At 60.3% G+C, this 17999-nt stretch carries 16 protein-coding genes; 14 read left to right on the top strand and 2 right to left on the bottom strand.

Annotation, left to right across the window (positions count from 1 at the left end; all coding sequences use genetic code 11):
* The first annotated feature begins 279 nt into the window (after positions 1–279).
* The 11 genes from JMJ95_RS10175 to JMJ95_RS10125 all read left to right on the top strand — a co-directional run bounded on the left by JMJ95_RS10175 (position 280) and on the right by JMJ95_RS10125 (position 11852).
* Positions 280–555 (top strand): hypothetical protein, encoded by a 276-nt coding sequence (locus JMJ95_RS10175; protein ID WP_290685025.1) that lies wholly within the window; start codon positions 280–282, stop codon positions 553–555.
* Positions 531–1829, top strand: a complete 1299-nt coding sequence (locus tag JMJ95_RS10170) for a Y-family DNA polymerase (protein WP_290685024.1) — start codon at positions 531–533, stop codon at positions 1827–1829. The genes JMJ95_RS10175 and JMJ95_RS10170 overlap by 25 nt, the downstream gene beginning before the upstream one ends.
* Positions 1830–2212: 383 nt before the next feature.
* Positions 2213–3772 carry an amidohydrolase gene (locus JMJ95_RS10165; protein ID WP_290685023.1) on the top strand — a complete coding sequence of 520 codons (1560 nt, stop codon included), beginning with the start codon at positions 2213–2215 and terminating at the stop codon, positions 3770–3772.
* Between the two features lie 108 nt (positions 3773–3880).
* A complete protein-coding gene (locus JMJ95_RS10160) occupies positions 3881–4186 on the top strand; it encodes a hypothetical protein (RefSeq protein ID WP_290685022.1) in 306 nt (101 codons plus the stop codon).
* Positions 4183–5085, top strand: coding sequence for an NAD(P)-binding domain-containing protein (locus JMJ95_RS10155; protein ID WP_290685021.1), 903 nt, complete (start codon positions 4183–4185; stop codon positions 5083–5085). The genes JMJ95_RS10160 and JMJ95_RS10155 overlap by 4 nt, the downstream gene beginning before the upstream one ends.
* Positions 5086–5621: 536 nt before the next feature.
* A complete protein-coding gene (gene ortA / locus JMJ95_RS10150) occupies positions 5622–5927 on the top strand; it encodes a 2-amino-4-oxopentanoate thiolase subunit OrtA (protein WP_290685019.1) in 306 nt (101 codons plus the stop codon).
* Complete coding sequence (gene ortB / locus JMJ95_RS10145; protein ID WP_290685018.1) at positions 5920–7326, top strand: 2-amino-4-oxopentanoate thiolase subunit OrtB; 1407 nt, start codon at positions 5920–5922, stop codon at positions 7324–7326. The genes ortA and ortB overlap by 8 nt, the downstream gene beginning before the upstream one ends.
* A 30-nt stretch (positions 7327–7356) precedes the next feature.
* Complete coding sequence (locus tag JMJ95_RS10140) at positions 7357–7887, top strand: TRAP transporter small permease (protein ID WP_290685016.1); 531 nt, start codon at positions 7357–7359, stop codon at positions 7885–7887.
* Positions 7888–7908: 21 nt separating this feature from the next.
* The gene (locus tag JMJ95_RS10135) at positions 7909–9213 is read left to right on the top strand and encodes a TRAP transporter large permease (protein ID WP_290685014.1); all 1305 of its coding nucleotides are present in this window, start codon (positions 7909–7911) and stop codon (positions 9211–9213) included.
* A gap of 122 nt (positions 9214–9335) precedes the next feature.
* Positions 9336–10367 carry a TRAP transporter substrate-binding protein DctP gene (gene dctP / locus JMJ95_RS10130; RefSeq protein ID WP_290685013.1) on the top strand — a complete coding sequence of 344 codons (1032 nt, stop codon included), beginning with the start codon at positions 9336–9338 and terminating at the stop codon, positions 10365–10367.
* Between the two features lie 120 nt (positions 10368–10487).
* On the top strand, positions 10488–11852 hold the full coding sequence (locus JMJ95_RS10125; protein WP_290685012.1) for an aspartate aminotransferase family protein: 1365 nt from the start codon (positions 10488–10490) through the stop codon (positions 11850–11852).
* Positions 11853–11925: 73 nt separating this feature from the next.
* Here the strand turns inward: JMJ95_RS10125 and JMJ95_RS10120 are convergent, their stop codons facing one another.
* Entirely contained in the window at positions 11926–12561 is a 636-nt protein-coding gene (locus JMJ95_RS10120) for a histidine phosphatase family protein (protein ID WP_290685010.1), read from the bottom strand.
* Complete coding sequence (serA, locus tag JMJ95_RS10115) at positions 12561–14204, bottom strand: phosphoglycerate dehydrogenase (RefSeq protein ID WP_290685009.1); 1644 nt, start codon at positions 14202–14204, stop codon at positions 12561–12563. The genes JMJ95_RS10120 and serA overlap by 1 nt, the downstream gene beginning before the upstream one ends.
* An 836-nt stretch (positions 14205–15040) precedes the next feature.
* Between serA and JMJ95_RS10110 the strand changes: the two genes are divergently transcribed.
* The 3 genes from JMJ95_RS10110 to JMJ95_RS10100 all read left to right on the top strand — a co-directional run bounded on the left by JMJ95_RS10110 (position 15041) and on the right by JMJ95_RS10100 (position 17958).
* The gene (locus JMJ95_RS10110) at positions 15041–16036 is read left to right on the top strand and encodes a C4-dicarboxylate TRAP transporter substrate-binding protein (RefSeq protein WP_290685008.1); all 996 of its coding nucleotides are present in this window, start codon (positions 15041–15043) and stop codon (positions 16034–16036) included.
* Between the two features lie 112 nt (positions 16037–16148).
* The gene (locus JMJ95_RS10105; RefSeq protein ID WP_290685006.1) at positions 16149–16658 is read left to right on the top strand and encodes a TRAP transporter small permease; all 510 of its coding nucleotides are present in this window, start codon (positions 16149–16151) and stop codon (positions 16656–16658) included.
* A 16-nt stretch (positions 16659–16674) separates the two neighbouring features.
* Complete coding sequence (locus JMJ95_RS10100; protein ID WP_290685004.1) at positions 16675–17958, top strand: TRAP transporter large permease subunit; 1284 nt, start codon at positions 16675–16677, stop codon at positions 17956–17958.
* The last annotated feature ends 41 nt before the right edge of the window (positions 17959–17999 follow it).

Below are 17999 nucleotides of genomic sequence, written 5' to 3'. Positions count from 1 at the left end.
GGTATGGGACGCTTTATTCTGTCATGGGCCGACCGAGTAAAGATACCATATCTCATGGACCGGAGGCCATCTTCTCTATAAGACCTGAGACTCATTTTATCTGTCGATTCCCTGTATTTTTACTCTTTGCTGAATAAAAGGGCAGGAATGAGAGAAAAAAAGATTACATTGAGAATGTATTTTTATGTATTGACTTTCTATATGTGTGCATTTATACTGGCGTAAGAATACTTTCAGTAAGTATTATACACCAAAATATCCTGAAGGAGAGTGTATTTCATGGCCGTCCACATGACGCGAAGCAACGAGATTCAGGGCAGCGCCGCCGGGCGCCTTCTGGACATGCTTCTTCCCAGACCGTCTTCCACCTTTCTTCTCCGGTCCGCCGACGCACCCGGGTCCATCCTCGTGGTGGACCGGGCCGTTCCTCCCACAGAGGGACGGAAGGCCGTCCTTTCGACGGAAAGGGGACTCCGGCTCGCCACCCTGGACTCCAGGTTCGATTCGTCCAGGGTATGGGGGGTGGTGACGTGGGTCATCCGGGAGCCGTCCTGAAGGCTTGCACCGACCTGCTGGCCCTCTGCGACTGCAACAACTTCTTCGTTTCCTGCGAACGGCTTTTCCGCCCCGACCTGGAGGGGCGTCCCGTGGTGGTGCTCTCCGGCAACGACGGTGTGGTCATAGCCCGGTCCAACGAGGTCAAGGCCCTCGGGGTGAAGATGGGGGAGCCCTACTTCAAGGTTCGGTCCTTTCTGGAACGTCACGGCGCCGCCGTGTTCTCCAGCAATTTCCGGCTCTATGAGGAAGTGTCCGCCCGGGTTATGGCGTGCCTCCGGACATTTGCCCCGTCCATGGAAGTCTACTCTGTTGACGAGGCCTTCCTTGAAGTTCCCCCCGAGGGGAAAAAGAAGCCGGAGGAATGGGCCCGGGATGTCCGGGCGGCTGTCCTGAGGGAAACGGGCATCCCCGTCTCCGTGGGGGTGGCCCCGACGAAGACGGCGGCGAAGCTGGCGGCCGAACGAGCCAAGAAGCGCCCCGAAACAGGGGGCGGGTTCGCCCTCTTGCCCGGCGAGCGGTGGGACAATCTTCTCGGGGAGGTTCCCGTGGAGGACGTGTGGGGGATCGGCCGGCGCTCGAGCGATTTTCTCCGCAGGCGGGGCATCTCCACGGCTCTCCGCCTGCGGGACGCCCCCGACGACAGGCTGGAGAAGCGCCTCGGGATCCGGGGGCTCAGGACAGCGTGGGAACTCAGGGGGATACGGTGTTTTCCCATAGAGGAGCGGGTAAAGCCCCAGAAATCCATCCAGTCCTCCCGGTCCTTCGCCGTGCCGGTCCGGGACGGCGAATCTCTTGCCGAGGCGGTGACGGAGTTCACCCTTGCGGCGGGACGGCGCCTCCGCTCCCAGAACTCCCTTGCGGGGAGCCTTTCGGTGAGCATCTCCACCAGCCGCTTTCGGGGGCCCTTTTTCGGGGCCCGGGCGGAAGTGATTCTCGAAACGCCCACCGACAGCGATATCACTCTCGTGCGGGCTGCGGCGAGGGTTCTCTCATCCATTTTCCGGGAGGGTCGCGATTACGAGAAGGCCGAGGTCTGCCTGGGGAGGCTCTCTTCCGCCGGGACGGTACAGCTCCGTCTCTTCGGAAAAAAGGAAGACCGGGGGGCGGCTCTCTCCCGGGCGGCGGACCGGCTCAACGGCGAAGCGGGCCGCAAGCTCCTTTTGCCCGCAGCCCTGCTCGGGGAGAAGGAGTGGCGTCCCCGGAAGGACAGACACTCGGGCGTGGAACTCGAGGACCTGGAGAAGCTTCCCGTGATTCCGGGGGAAAAATAAAAAAGGGAAGGAGCGGATGTCCGCTCCTTCCCTTTCAATCAGGTATGGATACACTACTTTACGGCCGTCAGGGAACCCAAAGAGAGCCTGCGTATCGACAGCGTTGTTCTCTGGGGCGCCCCCTTCGCCGAAGAAGGCGGCCATGTCGCCCTTCGGGGAGACGAACATGGTTCCGAGTTTGGAGTCGGCGAGCTGCCGCGTGTCGGGAAAAGTAAACCGGATTCCGGACTTTCCTTAAATCAGAGGTTCCTTAGGTCTTTTCCCGGGCCTGCAATAGAACTTGCCGGGAAGAAGTGTAAAAACTTCAATAAGGAGGCTTTTTTCGCCAGCGGGCTCTATAATGATCTGAACTGAAGTTGATCATTCATGCCGGGAGGATTTTCATGAACAGTCTGCTCATTGCCGGAGGAACTCTCTGGAACGGAAAAGAATTCACCCGGGGGGAGGCGCTCCTTCTCACCGAAGGCGTCATTGCCGCTGCGGGGCCCGAGGATGCCGTCCGGGCGGCGGCCCCTGCCTCCTGCATCGTCCTCCGGCTGTCGGGAGAGTCTGTCCTGCCCGGCTTCACCGACGGCCACATCCATCTCACTACATGGGCGAAACAGAAGGCCCTGCTGGACCTTTCCTCCGCCCGATCCCCGGCGGAAGCTCTGGCCATGGTAAGGGCGGAGTCGGAAAAACTCCCTCCCGACCGGTGGGTGCGGGGATGGGGCTACAACGACAGCCGCTGGCCGGAAGGCCGCTCCGTGACAAAAGATGATCTCGACGGGCTCGGCATTCCGAACCCCGTGCTTCTCCAGAGAGTGTGTACCCACCTGAACGTGGCGGACAGCAAGGCCCTGGCCCTCTCGGGGCTGGAAAGCGCCGACGGCGTTCTGCCCGAACGGGATGCCATCCCCGCCCTCAGGGCCATGGAGCGGAACGTGTTCTCCCGCCCCGCCGTAAAGGAAGCCCTGAAGAACGCCCTCTTCGAGCTGGCCTCCCACGGGATCACCTGCGCCCATCCCTGCGGCGCGGACGACTACGGCATGGAGGAGGACCTGTCCCTCTACGGGGAGCTCCGGGACGAAGGAGCCCTGCCTCTCAGGATCTTCACCTACCACGACAGGCACTCCTACCCTGTTATGCCCTCAGGCCTGGGGGACGGCCGGGTCCATTACCAGGGGTTGAAGATCTACCTCGACGGAAGCCTCGGTGGAAGGACGGCGGCTCTCTCGGCCCCCTATTCCGACGACGTGTGGGAAGAGGGAAGGCTCAACTGGACCGACGACGACGTGCTGGAACTGCTCCGGGAGGCCAGGAGACGGGGCGTCCAGACCATGCTCCACGCCATCGGCGACCGGGCCCTCGACCAGGGACTCCGGTGCATCGAGGCCGTGGACGGAGAATTTGGTGTTCCGGCTCTCCGGGACAGGATCAACCACGTGATGGTCTGCCGGTCTGATCAGCGCCGGAGACTCGCCGCCCTGGGGCTCTTCTGCGACATTCAGCCCGCCTTCGTTCCCAGCGACATGAACATGGCCGAAAACCGCCTGGGCAGGGAACGGCTCGCCTGGGCCTACGGCTGGCGGTCCCTGCTGAACGAGGGCCTTGTCATTTCGGCGTCCAGCGACGCCCCTGTGGAGTCGGTGAACCCCTGGCTCTCCGTCCGGCACCTCCTGGACCGTGGGGGCAGCGGCGGAGGATCTGTCTTCCGCCCGGAGGAACGGCTTTCCCTGGAGGAGGCGCTGCCTCTCTTCACCTCGAACCCCTGGCGGGCAATCGGAAGGGGAACCTTTTCCGGCAGGCTCGCGCCGGGATACGCCGCCGACGTCATCGTCCTCGACCGGGATATTTCGGGGGCGGACGGCAGGACCGCAGGGGAGGTCTCACCTCTTTTCGTTCTCGCCGGAGGGATTCTGTCGAAGGGGGAACTGGACGGCGTTTCCCGTTTTTCCCGTTGACTGCGGATAGAACCGGAAGCCCCGGAGCTGCCGAGCGGTTCCGGGGCTTTTCCCGTCTGCCGGCCGGTACGGATTGAGCCTAAAGAACCAACGAGGTGAGTTCCCTCGGTGCGGCCCCCCGACACGGGGATACCGGACGGCTTCACCATCACCGGCGGGGCGAAGCGGCAGGGCGGAGATATGCACAACCCGGGCAGCAAGGCAGTCGTCCGCGACTGTTCCTTCCGGGGGAACATCGCCGAATGGGGCGGCGGGGCCATAGCCGATGCCGGCAGTTCGAACGCACGGATATCCAACGGTCGCGGCGATGTTCTTCCCGGCCTTTCGCCGGAGAACACATCTCGCCGTTCTTTCGCGGATGATACAATGACGGTGCTGAGAGCTCACTTCATCAGAAGGGACGGTACGGCATGACGAAAGAACGGATCGGATTCATCGGCCTGGGGATCATGGGGAAGCGGATGGCGCTGAACCTGCTCAAGGCGGGGTATTCCATGACCATCCGCAGCGGGAACGAAGAAACCCGGAAGGAGTTTGCCGCCAGGGGCGTCAGGGTGGTGGGGACACCCTCTGAGGTGGCGGCCGAAAGCGACGTGATTATCACCATGCTGCCGGGGGCGCCCGAGGTGGAGGAGGTCTTCCTCGGCGAACACGGTATCATCCCGGCCGTCCGAGTGGGGAGCGTCTGCATCGACACCAGTTCGATCGATCCTGTCACGGCGGTACGGATAGCCTCCGAACTCCGGAAAAAAGGTGCCGCCATGCTCGACGCACCGGTCAGCGGAGGCCAGGAAAAGGCGGAATCCGGCACGCTGTCGATCATGGTCGGAGGAGACGAACCGGTTTTCGAGCGCTGCCTCGGCATTCTGAAATCCATGGGAAGGGACGTCGTCCTGGTGGGCGGCCCCGGGGCCGGGCAGATCGCCAAGCTCGTGAACCAGTGCATCGTCGCCGTCAACATGGCGATAGTCGGCGAGGCCATGTGTCTTGGAAAAAAGGCAGGGGTGGACCCGCGAAAGATCTTCGAGGCCATACGCGGAGGCCTTGCAGGAAGTCAGTGCATGACGGACAAAGCGCCGCGCATGTTCAGCGGGGACTACACCCCCGGCGGAAAAATGTGGCTCCACGTCAAGGACCTGAAAAACGTGATGGCCGCGTGTCGGGAGTTCGACGTCGCCATGCCGCTGACCGAAAGCGTTCTGGCGATGATGGAAGATGTCGTACGGGACTGGGGCCCGGAAACCGACCACGGCGGCGTGGCAAAATATTTCGAGAAGCTTAACGGCGTCTCGCTGGTGACGAGGGATTCCTGAAACACTAGCGGCAATCCCCTGGATCCGCAAATTTTTCAGGCGGAGGGAGTGTCGCCGGACAAAAGGTGAATTCGCCCTCCCCGGGGGCGAAGAGATCCCGCTCCGCGCTCTTTACGGAAAAATCCCCTGGGGGAGGGTACCCGAGGGGAGTGAAACCGGCACGGATGTCGGTTTCTCAGGCAGGCAGCCGGCGGACGAAGGGAGCCGCGGAACTCGCTTGGGCAGTTGTCAGGGGCGACAATCCGCACCCCCGCCCAAGCGAGTTCCGGTGACGCTCCCCGCGGGGATGCGCGGATTTAGGTATGCAGACTACTCATATCTGAATAAACGACATTTTACCAACGTATTTATATATATTTGACATTATTGTAACAATAAGAACTTTTACATGAGCCTGAATTGAAAAAAAGGAAGGTCTGTTGTATTCTTAACCGGCAAGCCTGAACCGGGCTGGGACTTCCCTTTGCAGTGGAACTTTCCCGCTTGCTTACACCACCCCTTGATGCACGGGTGATTCCCGAAAGGAGACTGGCGCTGTGGAGAAAATCAGGAAAGGCAGCTGGGTTCAGATCGAATGGACGCTCCTGGAACCATCGGAACGACCGGAACATCTCCCCCCCGAAACCCGCCGGGTACCGCTGCGTATGAGAGCGAAAGGGCTCCTTCAGGAGGAGGCTTCCGTCGGCGATTCTGTTTCTGTGCTTTCCACCTGCGGTCGTACCCTGACCGGCACCCTTGTGGCGGAAAATCCTCCCTTCACCCATTCATTCGGACCCCAGGTCACCGAGTTGATAGGACTCGGGGATTATTTGCGCTCGCTATGGAGGACCACCGATGAATAATTCCTATGAAAGCGTCATGGCCCGCAAAAACGAAATCATGAAAAAGTCCCTTCTCATGGATTTCGACCAGTTCGAGCAGGGAAAGCTTTCCTTCGACTACGAGGGAATGATGAACCAGTACGGCTATTCCCTGGAGGAAATACGAAGGATCCAGAGGGAGGCCCATGTCGGCGATACACCCCTCATCGAGCTCCACAACCTTACGCGTACGGTCCGGGCTCTCTCTCCGAAGGGAAAAGGCGCGCGCATCATGATCAAGGACGAGGCCGCCAATCCTTCCGGCAGTTTCAAGGACAGGAGAGCCTCCGTATCGTGCCGTTTCGCCCAGGCAAAGGGCTTTCCGGGCGTGGCGGCCGCCACGAGCGGAAACTACGGCGCTGCCCTGGTGTCCCAGGCGAATATCCGCAACCTGAAGACCATCATCGTCCAGGAGGTCTTCGACAGCCTCGGGAGAGGCCAGCCGGAGATCGTCGAAAAGACGAGAAAGTGTGAAGCCCTGGGCGCCGAGGTGATCCAGACGAGCGTCGGTCCCGAACTTTTTTATTACCTCCTGCTGGTTCTCGAAGAAACAGGATTTTTCAATGCCTCGCTCTATACGCCCCTGAGCATCGCAGGCATCGAGACCATAGGTTGGGAAATCGCCGAGCAGTGCAGGAATCTTCACGGGGGACTCCCTGCCGCGGTCGTCATTACCCACGCGGGAGGGGGCAACGTCACCGGGACCGCCAGAGGACTCCGCAAGGCCGGAGCGGAGGATGTGAAGATCATCGGCGCCAGCGTCAACCTTGAAGGACTTCACATGGCCAGCGACAGAGATTTCAACCTGAAATCCTTCACCACCGGGCATACGGGCTTCGGCGTGCCTTTCGCCACGTGGCCCGACCGGTCTGATGTTCCGCGCAACGCCGCACGGCCCCTCCGCTACCTCGAACGGTATGTCACCGTCAACCAGGGAGAGGTTTTCTACATTACCGAGGCCCTGGCCGTACTGGAAGGACTTGAACGGGGCCCCGCCGGCAACACCGCTCTCACCGCCGCCTTCGCCCTCGCCCGGGAGTTCGACGAGGACCAGTTCATCGTCGTGCAGGAGACGGAGTATACGGGGGCGGGAAAACACCATTACGCCCAGCTCGCCTTCGCAAAGGAGAACGGCATCCGCATCGAAACGGGGGATCCGGCAACAGAGAAACCGGGGAGGAACATTGTCTTTCCTTCCCATCCCGACCAGATTCGCGCCCGCGAGGTGGACCTTGATCCCCTGAGGGCTTCCCTGGTCAGGAATGCGCTCAGAAACAGGGGCGTCCGCCCCTCCGACCTTTCAAAGGCCGATCTGGATTTCCTGGCCGAGGAAGTGAGCCGGGACGCCGCTTTCGTCTCCGGCATCCTGAACTCTCTCTGACCGGCGGGAACCATGGAGGAGGCTGACGGAATGAAAAAACTTTTTGACATGATATGGGTTTTGCTCAGAAAAATCGAAAACTTCATAATGATCACCAGCACGATTATCCTGGTCACCCTCGTGCTGACGCAGGTCGCCCTCCGCTACATCTTCAAGATGCCCCTCATGGGGGTGGAGGAACTCGCAACCATGACCGGCTTCTGGATGTACATGATGGGATCCGCCTCCGGCGCAAGGGAGCGGAACCACATCAGGGCGGACCTCATCCGCTCGGTGATGAAAAACGAGAAGACATACCGGAAGATCCAGACATTCGTTACCCTCATCACGTTCATCCTTGCCTGCGTGATGACGAACTGGTGCTGGAACTACATCTTATGGTCCATCAAGTCGTGGGAACGCTCTCCGGCCCTGATGATCCCCATGGTGTACTCCCAGATGAGCCTTCTTGCTTCCGCAGCGCTCATGGCGTTCTATTTCTTCATTGAACTGCTCGACAATTTCCGCCAGGCCGCAGGGAAACCCGGCCTTGTGCTGCCCAGGGCGCCCTACGATGAATAGCGGCGGGGAAGGAGGAACATCATGGATCATATAGTCATCGATCTTTTGGTTTTGATTTCCAGCATCGTCATCGGGATTCCGGTTCCGTTCTGTTTCATGCTGGCGGCCATTTACATGGGGGTCATTTATTTCCCCGACTTCTCCTTCCTCATGACCATCGGCTTCCGGGGGTTGAACTCCCTGACCATCCTCTCCATCCCGTTCTTCATCATCGCGGGAGCCCTCATGAGCTCCGCCGGCATCGCCGAAAGGCTGACGAATTTCGCCAACTCCATGCTGGGACGCCTCCGGGGAGGAATGGGGGCGGCAAGCATCGTCGCCTGCGCCATTTTCGGGGCAATCTCCGGCACCGCCTCCTCCGCGGTGGCATGCATCGGCGGCATCATGATCCCGCGCCTGGAAAAACTGGGTTACCCGAGAGGCTACTCCACGGGAATGCTCAGCTGCGCATCGGTCTTGGGCCAGCTCATTCCGCCGAGCGTCCCCATGATCCTCTACGGGTGGGTGACCCAGCAGTCAGTCGCTGCATGCTTCCTCTCCACGGTGGTTCCCGGAATTATCACCACCACTCTTTTCTGCATCATCAACTACTTCATGGTGGGCAGATTCCCCGGCATCAAGGTGGACGATCCTCTTCCGCCGAAGGAGAGAAACAGGCTTGTCTGGAAGGCCGGGAAGAAAGGCTTCTGGAGCCTTCTCATGCCCGTGATCATCCTCGGGGGCATCTACGGCGGAGTCACCACGCCCACGGAAGCCGCCGCCGTCGCCGTATTCTACGCCATTGTCATCGGCTTTTTCGTTCACAAGGAGCTGACCATGACGGTGTTTTTCCGCTCCCTGAAGTCTGCTGCCACGACGAGCGGTGTCATCGTGCTCATGCTTTTCTTCGTCACCATCCTCGGCCGCCTGTACACCATGCAGCAGGTCCCCATGAAAATTGCCAACTTCCTGCTTGGAACTTCAGACAACAAGTACGTCATCCTCATCATGGTGAACATATTCCTGATCATCATCGGCATGCTCATGGACGACCTGAGCGGAACCATGCTCGCCGCTCCGCTCCTCATGCCTCTCATGCTGAGGATAGGCGTGCACCCCATTCATTTCGCAGCCATTCTCGGGACGAACCTGGGCCTCGGCAACGTGACCCCTCCCACGGCGCCCATTCTCTATCTCGGAGGCAGGGTCGGCAACGTCCAGATAGACGAGTACCTGAAGCCGGCCCTCATCTACATGTTCTTCGGGTTTCTGCCCGTCATTATCCTGACCACCTATGTGCCTGACCTTTCGCTTTTCCTTCCCAGGCTGATCATGGGAATCAAGTAGTCGGACCGTCATCCGGTGAGACAAAGGAGGGGGTAGAAGGAAAAACGTCTCGAACAGCGTTCAGCCCCTGTCGGGCAACAATCGGAAGCAACTTTTTACGGATCAAGAAAAGGAGGGAAAGCATGAAGTTTACCGGCAGAACAAAAAAACTCCTGGTTTGTCTTGTTGCTCTTTCGTTTCTCGCCGCCTTCTTCGGAATGGCATCGGCGGCAGAGCCCCAGTTCAAGATGCGGCTTGCCCAGGTCCACCCCGTTGACAGCGACTATGACCTGAGGGCGAAATCATTCGCGAAGAAGGTCTTTGAGGGAACCGACGGAAGAATCCAGATCGACGTCTTCTCGGGAGGAGTTCTGGGAGACTGGACCGAGATATTCGAAATGGTCCAGAGGGGAACCATCGAAATGAGCATGGCCCAGGCCAATGCCAACTTCGACCCCCAGCTGAACCTCGCCTATTACTTCCCCTACATCGTCACGAACGCCAAAGAGGCCCAGAATGTCTACGGCCCTGGCGGCTGGGCTTACAAGATCATCCAGGACCTGTGGGCGAAGCACAACATCAAGGCCCTTGCAGTGGTTCCCATCGGCATGTCGGGAGTCTCCCTCAACAAGGTTCCCGAGAAGTTCGCCGAACCGGGAGCGAGCCATGGCCTGAAGGTCCGCGTCATGCCCATCAAGCCGTGCGAGTGGACCTACGAGGCTCTCGGCTATATCGCCACCCCCATACCCTATGCTGAAGCCTACAGCGCAATCCAGACCGGAATTGCCGACGGCCAGATGGGAGGACCTCCCTTCCAGGCATGGCAGTTCAAGGACGTGAACAAGGTCTGGATTCAGTACAACGATTACTTCGAGTCCTGGTGGTTTGCCATCAACATGGACCTCTGGAACAAGATTTCCAAGGAAGACCAGGAAGTCATGCTGAAGGCGGCCCAGGAAGAGTCGGAAATCCAGTGGGCCCGTGCGGAAGAGGCCGATGAGGAGTACCGCCAGAAGCTCGCCAAGGAATACGGGTGGGAGATCGTTATGCTCACCCAGGAGCAGCTTGACACGTTGGCAGCTCATGTCCGGAAGGTCGTATGGCCGAAGATGGAAGAGATCGTCGGAAAAGATCTTATGGACCGGGTCTACAAGGAGTCGGGCATAGCCCGCTGATCCTTTGCTCCCTGGAGAGGCGGGAGGCATCGGGTTTGGCCCGGCATGCCTCCCGCCTCTTTGTCGGTGTCGTGAGGGAATCGCCGCGCCCGAAACCAACTGCAAGGAGATGAACCTGAAATGTTTACCGGAAAAAGAGATATCAGCCGCTGCCTCCGCCTGGTCGAGGAAGACAGGGCCATTACGTCCCCTGCCGCAAAACTGCCCTATTATCCTCTCGTCGTCAAAAGAGGAAGGGGCGCCACCATTGAAGATGTGGACGGAAACATGTACATCGATTTTCTTTCAAGCGCCGGAGCGGTGAACACGGGACACTGCCATCCGAAAGTTGTGGAGGCTATCCGGAAACAGACGGAGGACCTCATCCTGTATACCCACGTCTACATGTACCATGAACCGATTATTGAACTGACGAAAGAGCTTCTCTCCATCACCCCGGGAACTTTCCGCAAGAGGGCCTATTACGGCCTGGCGGGGTCCGACGCCAACGACGGGATCATAAAACTGGCCCGGATCGCCACAGGCCGCCCAAAAATCCTTGCCTATCTCAGGGCCTATCACGGCAGTACCTACGGAGCCCTTTCCATGAGCGCCGTGAGCCTGCCCATGCACAGGGGACTCGGACCGCTGCTTCCCGACATTTACCATGTCCCTTACCCTGACCCCTACCGTACGCCTTTCCCCGGAATGACCGAGGATGAGGTTGCAGACTTCGCCATCGAACAGATACGGATCGCCTTTTCCACGAACATCCCCCCCGACGAGACGGCCGCGATAGTAATCGAGCCGATCCAGGGTGATTCCGGCCTTGTGGTTCCGCCGAAGAAGTACATGCAGTCCCTTCGGAAGCTCTGTGACGAATACGGAATTCTCCTCGTTTCAGAGGAAGTGCAGCAGGGTTTCGGCCGCACGGGCAAATGGTTCGGCATCGAAAACTTCGACGTGGTCCCCGACGCCGTCGTCATGGGAAAGGCTATCGCGTCCGGGCTGCCCCTTGGAGCTGTGGTTGCGAGGGCGGACCTGATGGAAAAATGGCAGGCTCCCGCGCACCTTTTCACTGCGGCAGGCAGCCCCGTCTGCTGTGCGGCAGCCTTGGCCACCATCTCCGTCATCCGGGAGGAAAACCTTCTTCAGAACGCAGTGGAAGTGGGGGCACGCATCAAGAACCGCTTCTTCGAAATGCAGAAAAAATACGAAATCATCGGCGACGTAAGGGGCGTCGGCCTCTCCATCGGCGTAGACCTCGTCAAGAACCGCGATACGAAAGAACGCCACGGGGAAGCGGCTGCGAAGATTTGCTACCGTGCATGGGAAAGGGGACTCCTCCTCTCCTTCTTCAGCGGAAGCGTCCTGAGAATCCAGCCTCCCCTGGTGATCACGAAGGAACAGGCAGACAGCGCAATGGACATCATAGAAGAATCCTTTGAGGACTTTTTCGCCGGGGACATCCCCGACAGCGTCTTCGAAACGGTCAAGGGCTGGTAACTTCCGCCCTCGCGGAATACGCGGCAAAACTCCGTTCACGAAACAGCCTCCCGCCTGCCGGGGGGCTGTTTCTTTACAATGCCGTCTGCTCCACCCGGCGGAAGACGCTGCCCAGATGTCCGGCCTCTCCCATCAGGGGAACCCTCCACCCGTGGCGGCCCAGTTCGAGAATGGTAATGCTGCCGTTGGCGAGCTGGAACCGCCAGAAGCTGGAGAGAGGGCTGTCGAAGATCCGGCAGAGGAGAACCTTGAGCACTGCGTCATGAGAGACGATCACCACTGAGTCTCCCTCTCCCTCGACCGTCCGCAGGAAGGCCGGCCAGGCGCGGTCCCGCACGTCCGCCAGGTTCTCCCCGCCGGGCATGGTCAATAGCTCGGGATGTCCGTGCCAGGCCGCGAGCATTCCCGGCCATTCCGCCTCCACTTCACCGGCGGTGCGCCCTTCCCACAGGCCGTGTCCTATTTCGACGAGCCCATCGTTCATCTCCACCGGCAGGCCCGTCAGCTCCGCCAGGGGGCGGGCGGTCTCCCTGGTTCTGGAAAGAGGGCTCGCCACGATCCTGTCCAGGGGAACGTCCTTCAGCGCCTCAGCGACAGCCTGGGCCTGGCCCAGGCCCGTCCGGTTCAGCGGGATGTCCATCTGCCCCTGGAACCGTCCTTCCCTGTTCCAGTCCGTTTCCCCGTGCCGCACAAGAAAGATACGCTTCATCACAGGGCCTCCGAGAAGTTCACCTTCACGGCCCAGAGAAGGTCCGCGTCGGCCTTGAAGGTCTCGATAACCTTCGGCGGGATGTCGCTGTCAATCTGGAGGGCTCCCACGGCGAGGCCGCTGCCGTTTTTCCGCCCCAGGGCGAAGTTGGCTATGTTGGATCCCGCCTCGCCGAGGATGGTCCCCACCTTCCCGATGACCCCGGGGCGGTCGTGGTTGCTGAACAGGAGCACCGTTCCCTCGGGGACGAACTCGATCCAGTAGCCGTTCAGGTTCACCACCCGCTGCCTGCCTTCCTCGGTGACGGTCCCTGCCACCGTTACTTCTTCCCGGGAGCCGGCGGCCCCGATGGTCACTTCCAGGAGGTTTTTATAGGTGCCTCCCTCCGCCCGGATCTCCTCCACAGCGATTCCCCTGTCGGAAGCCAGGAGGGGAGCGGACATGTAGTTCACCTCCGGGCCGTGGGAAACCTCGAGCATGCCCTTGAGTCCCGCCACGGTAAAGGGGGAGTAGTGGTAGGGCACCTCGAAACAGATGGGATCGTCCCCTCCCGGGAAGAGCGGGCCCCGGAGGGTGACCCGGATCCCCTTCACCGGCTCCCGAAGGAGGTGGGCGGCGAGATACCCCATTTTGCGGGCGAGGGAGAGATAGGTCCTCCGCCCGTCGCTGAGAAGCTGTTCCGAGAAGGGAAGATTCACCGCGTGCTCATAGGGCCTCCCCAGGAGGGCGGCGGCGAGGTTGGAGGCGGCGATCACCGCCACGGCGGACTGGGCCTCTTCCGTGTTGGCCCCGATGTGGGGAGTCAGGATGACTTTCTCCCGGAGGTCCGGGGCGAGGAGAGGATGGTCAGCCCGCACGGGTTCGCCGTCGAACACGTCGAAGGCTGCGCCTGAAAGAAGGCCGGAGCGCACCCCTGCGGCCACGGCATCCTCGTCCACCAGGCCGCCCCGAGCGCAATTCACCAGAAAAGCCCCCCGTTTGCAGGCCCGAAGCACAGAAGCGTCGAGCAGCTTCCTGGTCTCTGCGGTGAGGGGCACATGGAGGGTGACCACGTCGGCGAGGGAGAGGGCCCCGGCGAGGTCGTCCAGGAGCTGTGCCCCGGCGCGGTCCGCTTTCTCCTTCGATATGTAGGGGTCGTAGGCGGACACCTCCATGCCGAAGGCCCGGCACCGGAGGGCCACCTGGGTCCCGATCCGTCCCAGCCCAATGACCAATAGCCGTTTCCCCGAGAGCTGCATGCCCATGAACCGGCTCCGCTTCCATTCGCCCGACGCAACTGAATTCCACGCCTGGGGAACCTTCCGGACAAGGGAGAGCATCATGGCCAGAGTGTGCTCCGTGGCTGCGAGGGTGTTCCCCGTGGGGGCGTTGATCACCACTATTCCCCGGCGGCTTGCAGCAGCGAGGTCGATGTTGTCCACGCCCACACCGGCCCTGGCCACTGCCCGGAGCTTCTTTGCCGCCCCGAGGACTTCGGCGTCCAGGGGAGTGCCGCTGCGGGTCATCATGCCGTCGGCATCGGCCACCGCCTCAAGCAGCTCTTCCCTGGTGAGGCCGGTTCTGACCTCCACCAGGAGGTCCTTTTCCTTCCGGAGCAGCCCAAGCCCCGCTTCCGATACGGTATCCGTCACGAGCACTTTCATTTTTCATTCTCCTTCCTTTTTCACCTGTTCCGGAACGCCCCGTGGGGACTGCGGGATCGCAATCCTCCCGGAAAAAGAAAAAGGGACCGGAAGGCATGTTCCCCTCCGGCCCCTATGGTTGCGAAATTTCCCGCTGTTTTTCCGCTCTATTCTGTCTCGGGCTGCGGTCTCTTCCCCGCCGGCACGGGAAGACCAGCCCTTCCGGACCAGCCGGAAGAGGAGGAAGATGACCCGGTACCCATGCCTGTGAAAAGACGTGCATTATCCATAAGCGGCAGCTCCCCGAAAAAAGTTGTTCACTTTATATCAGCACAACCTATCAATGTCAATAGCTTTTTCTGAACCTAAATCCGCACATTTTTCAGGCAGAGGGAGTGTCGCCGGGTATAAGGTGAATTCGCCCTCCCCAGGGGCGAAGAGATCTCGCTCCGCGCTCTTTGCGGAGAGGCCCCTGGGGGAGGGCGCCTGAGGTGAGAGAAACCGGCAGGGATGTCGGTTTCACAGGCAGGCAGCCGGCGAACGCAGGGAGCCGCGGGACTCGCCCGGGCAGTTGTCACGAACGACAATCCGCACCCCCGCCCAAGCGAGTTCCGGTGACACTCCCCGCTGAGGTGCGGATTTAGGAATCCGCCCATATCTTGACAAAATTCCGCCCGATCTCTAAGATACTAACATATCAGGCCATCCATTCGGTCTAGTGTGAATTGGGTGATTATTTCCGGAGCGGCTTTTTGCCGTAGAGCGTTCTTCCGGGAAGGCCTTTCGCTCCGGAGAAGCGGCCCCACAGGATTACCGGCCCTCGGCCCGTAATTAATACACTCAGGGAGGAATGAAACATGAAGAAAGCACTGTTGCTGCTCGTATGTCTTGTGATCCTCGCTTCCGGCGCCCCGGTCCTGGCCGCAGAGGTGGAGGGGGACGGAAAATCCTACGAGCTCATGGTGTCCACCCAGCTCGCCGATTCCCATCCTTTCTGCCGGGGTTTCTACGACCTCGCGAAGAGGGTGAGTGAAAGAACCGGCGGCAAGCTGACCGTGAAGGTTTTCCCCAGCGCCCAGCTCGGCAGCGACGAAGACGTCATCGAGCAGGCGATCCAGGGAGTGAACGTGGCGGTGGTCACCGACGCGGGACGTATGGCCAACTACGTGAAGGACATCGGTATCGTGGGCATGGCCTATTTCGCCGACAACTACGACGAGATCATGAAGGTCCAGCGGACGAACTTCTGGAAAGAGAACGTCAAAAAGCTTGCGGAAGAGAACGGCATCCGGGTCCTCTCCTTCAACTGGTTCGACGGCGCACGCCACTTCCTCACCAACAAGCCCGTCAGGAAGCCCGAAGATCTCAAGGGCGTCCGGATCCGCACCCCCGGCGCTCCCGCATGGTCCCGGTCCGTGGCCGCCCTCGGCGCCACCCCCGTTACCATGGGCTGGACCGACGTATACAACGCCGTGCAGCAGAAGGCCATCGACGGCTGCGAGGCCCAGCATTCCGCCAGCTACGGAATGCGCCTGTACGAAGTGCTGAAGTACATCAACAAGACTGCTCATTTCCAGCTGCTCAACGGGCTCATTGTCGGCGAGAAGTGGTTCAGCACCCTTCCCGCATCCTACCAGGCCCTTCTTCGCGAGGAGTTCGAGAAACAGGGCAAGATAACAGCCGCTGAAGTCATCGAGAAGTCCGACGTCTTCGAAGCCATGATGGTCAAGGAAGGCATGGAGGTTATCGAAGTGGACCTGCCGGCCTTCAAGAAGGCTTCCGAGGCGGCCTACGAGGAATTGGGCTTCGCCGAGCAGCGGAAGGCCATCTACAAGGAAATCGGCAAGGAATAATTTCCGGCCGGTTTATCCTGGGCCGTACGGTTGATTCACCCGCCAGCCGCCGCCTTTCCGGGGCGGTTGCCTTTCCCTTTTTCCCGGCGCCGGAAGGAGGCTGCACACGGACATGCTTGGAGTTCTGAAAAAAACCTACCGCTGCGTCTGCACGATCGAGGAGCGGTTTATTTCTTTCACCCTTTGCGCCATCACCGTCCTGATCTTCGTTTCCGCCATAGGCAGATTCGTCGGCCGCCCCATCAACTGGGCGGTGGACATTTCCCTCCTCCTCTTCGCCTGGGGGGCCTTTCTCGGGGCGGACGTGGGAATCCGGAAAAACAGGGTGATCAACGTCGACTTCCTGACGTCGCGGCTGCCTCTGAAGACGCAGAAGACCATCGCCGTCGCGTGGTCCGTGATCATCATCCTCTTCCTGGCGGTGCTCATCGCCTACGGAATTCCCCTCTGCATCTCCAACTTCAAACGGCAGTTCCAGAATATCACCCTGAGCTACTCTTTCGTCACCGCATCCCTTCCCGTGAGCGCCTTCCTGATGATCATCTCCACGGGCATCAGGCTTCATCTGCAAATCACCGACTTCCCGTCCACCCTCCGGGGCGGCGGGCGGGACGTGGCGTAGGAAGGAGGAAGACGGTATGCTTCTTCTCGTCGGCGTTTTCCTTGTACTCCTCTTCCTCGGCATGCCCGTGGCCTTCGCCATCGGCCTGGCGGGTTTCGCCTTCATGCTGGCCACGCCAAACATCCCCATTTCCATCTCGGTGCAGCGCATCGTGGCCCAGACACAGAGCTTCACCCTGTTGGCCATCCCCCTTTTCATCTTCGCCGGAAACCTCATGAACGCCACGGGGATAACCGCGCGGCTGGTGAAGCTGTCCCGGGTGCTCGTGGGACACCTGCCGGGCAGCCTCGCCCAGGTGAGCGTCATCCTGAGCACCCTCATGGGCGGCGTGTCGGGTTCGGCCAACGCCGATGCCGTCATGGAGTGCAGGATTCTCGGTCCCGAGATGATAAAACAGGGCTATTCCAGGGGCTACGGCGCTGCGGTGAACGGCCTGACCGCGATGATCACCTGCACCATCCCGCCGAGCATGGGCTTCATCATCTACGGTTCCGTGGGGGAGGTGTCTATCGGGCGCCTTTTCGTTGGAGGAATCATCCCCGGACTGCTCCTGATGGCCATGATGATGCTCACCGTGAACTTCACTGCCAAGCGGCGGGGCTACGTTGCCCCGAAGGACGTTCGGAAGCCGAACGCCCGGGAAATCGTGTCCGCCCTGTGGGAGAACATCTTCGCACTGATCTTCCCCATCATCCTCATCGTGGGGATCCGGTTCGGCCTCTTCACGCCCTCCGAGGCGGGAGCCTTCGCCGCCGGGTACGCCATCTTCGTCGGGGCCTTCATTTACGGGGAGATGACCTGGAAGAGCTTCCTGGAGGCGGTGGAACAGAGCGCCGTGGACATCGGCGTCCTCATGCTCATCCTCGGGCTGTCCGGGACCTTCGGGTATGCCATTGTCTACGGTAGGGTTCCCCAGACCATTGCTGAATTCCTGATCGGCATCACGTCGAACAGCTATCTTCTCTTCTTCCTGATCATTCTGCTGCTGATCATGGCCGGAATGTTCGTGGAGACAACAGTTTGCGCCATGCTCCTGACGCCAGTGTTCATTCCGGTGATCTCGAGGCTCGGCATCGACCCCGTCCATTTCGGGGTCATCATGATGACCACCCTGACTGCGGGGATCATGACGCCTCCCGTGGGCGTGGCCCTGTACTCCACGTCGGAGATCATGGGGTGCACGCCCCAGGAGACCGCCAGGGAGGCCATTCCCTTTTACCTCACTCTCCTGGCCCTGGTGATTGTCCTGGTTCTCTTCCCAGGAATCGTGCTCTTCCTGCCCAATCTCGTCTTCGGATAGACAGGCGGATCGGGCGCGGTTTTTCAGAATCGAAGGGAGGC

This window comes from Aminivibrio sp., assembly GCF_016756745.1.
In the GTDB taxonomy this organism is placed as follows: domain Bacteria; phylum Synergistota; class Synergistia; order Synergistales; family Aminobacteriaceae; genus Aminivibrio.
Note: the sequence above shows the minus strand (reverse complement) of the source record. Positions and strands in the feature narration are given on the sequence as shown.

What these genes read in the sequence shown, in the direction of transcription:
- JMJ95_RS10175 (WP_290685025.1), top strand. Translation starts at nt 280, where the DNA reads ATGGCCGTCCACATGACGCGAAGCAACGAGATTCAGGGCAGCGCCGCC.
- JMJ95_RS10165 (WP_290685023.1), top strand. Translation starts at nt 2,213, where the DNA reads ATGAACAGTCTGCTCATTGCCGGAGGAACTCTCTGGAACGGAAAAGAA.
- JMJ95_RS10155 (WP_290685021.1), top strand. Translation starts at nt 4,183, where the DNA reads ATGACGAAAGAACGGATCGGATTCATCGGCCTGGGGATCATGGGGAAG.
- ortB (WP_290685018.1), top strand. Translation starts at nt 5,920, where the DNA reads ATGAATAATTCCTATGAAAGCGTCATGGCCCGCAAAAACGAAATCATG.
- JMJ95_RS10140 (WP_290685016.1), top strand. Translation starts at nt 7,357, where the DNA reads ATGAAAAAACTTTTTGACATGATATGGGTTTTGCTCAGAAAAATCGAA.
- JMJ95_RS10135 (WP_290685014.1), top strand. Translation starts at nt 7,909, where the DNA reads ATGGATCATATAGTCATCGATCTTTTGGTTTTGATTTCCAGCATCGTC.
- dctP (WP_290685013.1), top strand. Translation starts at nt 9,336, where the DNA reads ATGAAGTTTACCGGCAGAACAAAAAAACTCCTGGTTTGTCTTGTTGCT.
- JMJ95_RS10125 (WP_290685012.1), top strand. Translation starts at nt 10,488, where the DNA reads ATGTTTACCGGAAAAAGAGATATCAGCCGCTGCCTCCGCCTGGTCGAG.
- JMJ95_RS10120 (WP_290685010.1), bottom strand. Translation starts at nt 12,561, where the DNA reads ATGAAGCGTATCTTTCTTGTGCGGCACGGGGAAACGGACTGGAACAGG.
- serA (WP_290685009.1), bottom strand. Translation starts at nt 14,204, where the DNA reads ATGAAAGTGCTCGTGACGGATACCGTATCGGAAGCGGGGCTTGGGCTG.
- JMJ95_RS10110 (WP_290685008.1), top strand. Translation starts at nt 15,041, where the DNA reads ATGAAGAAAGCACTGTTGCTGCTCGTATGTCTTGTGATCCTCGCTTCC.
- JMJ95_RS10105 (WP_290685006.1), top strand. Translation starts at nt 16,149, where the DNA reads ATGCTTGGAGTTCTGAAAAAAACCTACCGCTGCGTCTGCACGATCGAG.
- JMJ95_RS10100 (WP_290685004.1), top strand. Translation starts at nt 16,675, where the DNA reads ATGCTTCTTCTCGTCGGCGTTTTCCTTGTACTCCTCTTCCTCGGCATG.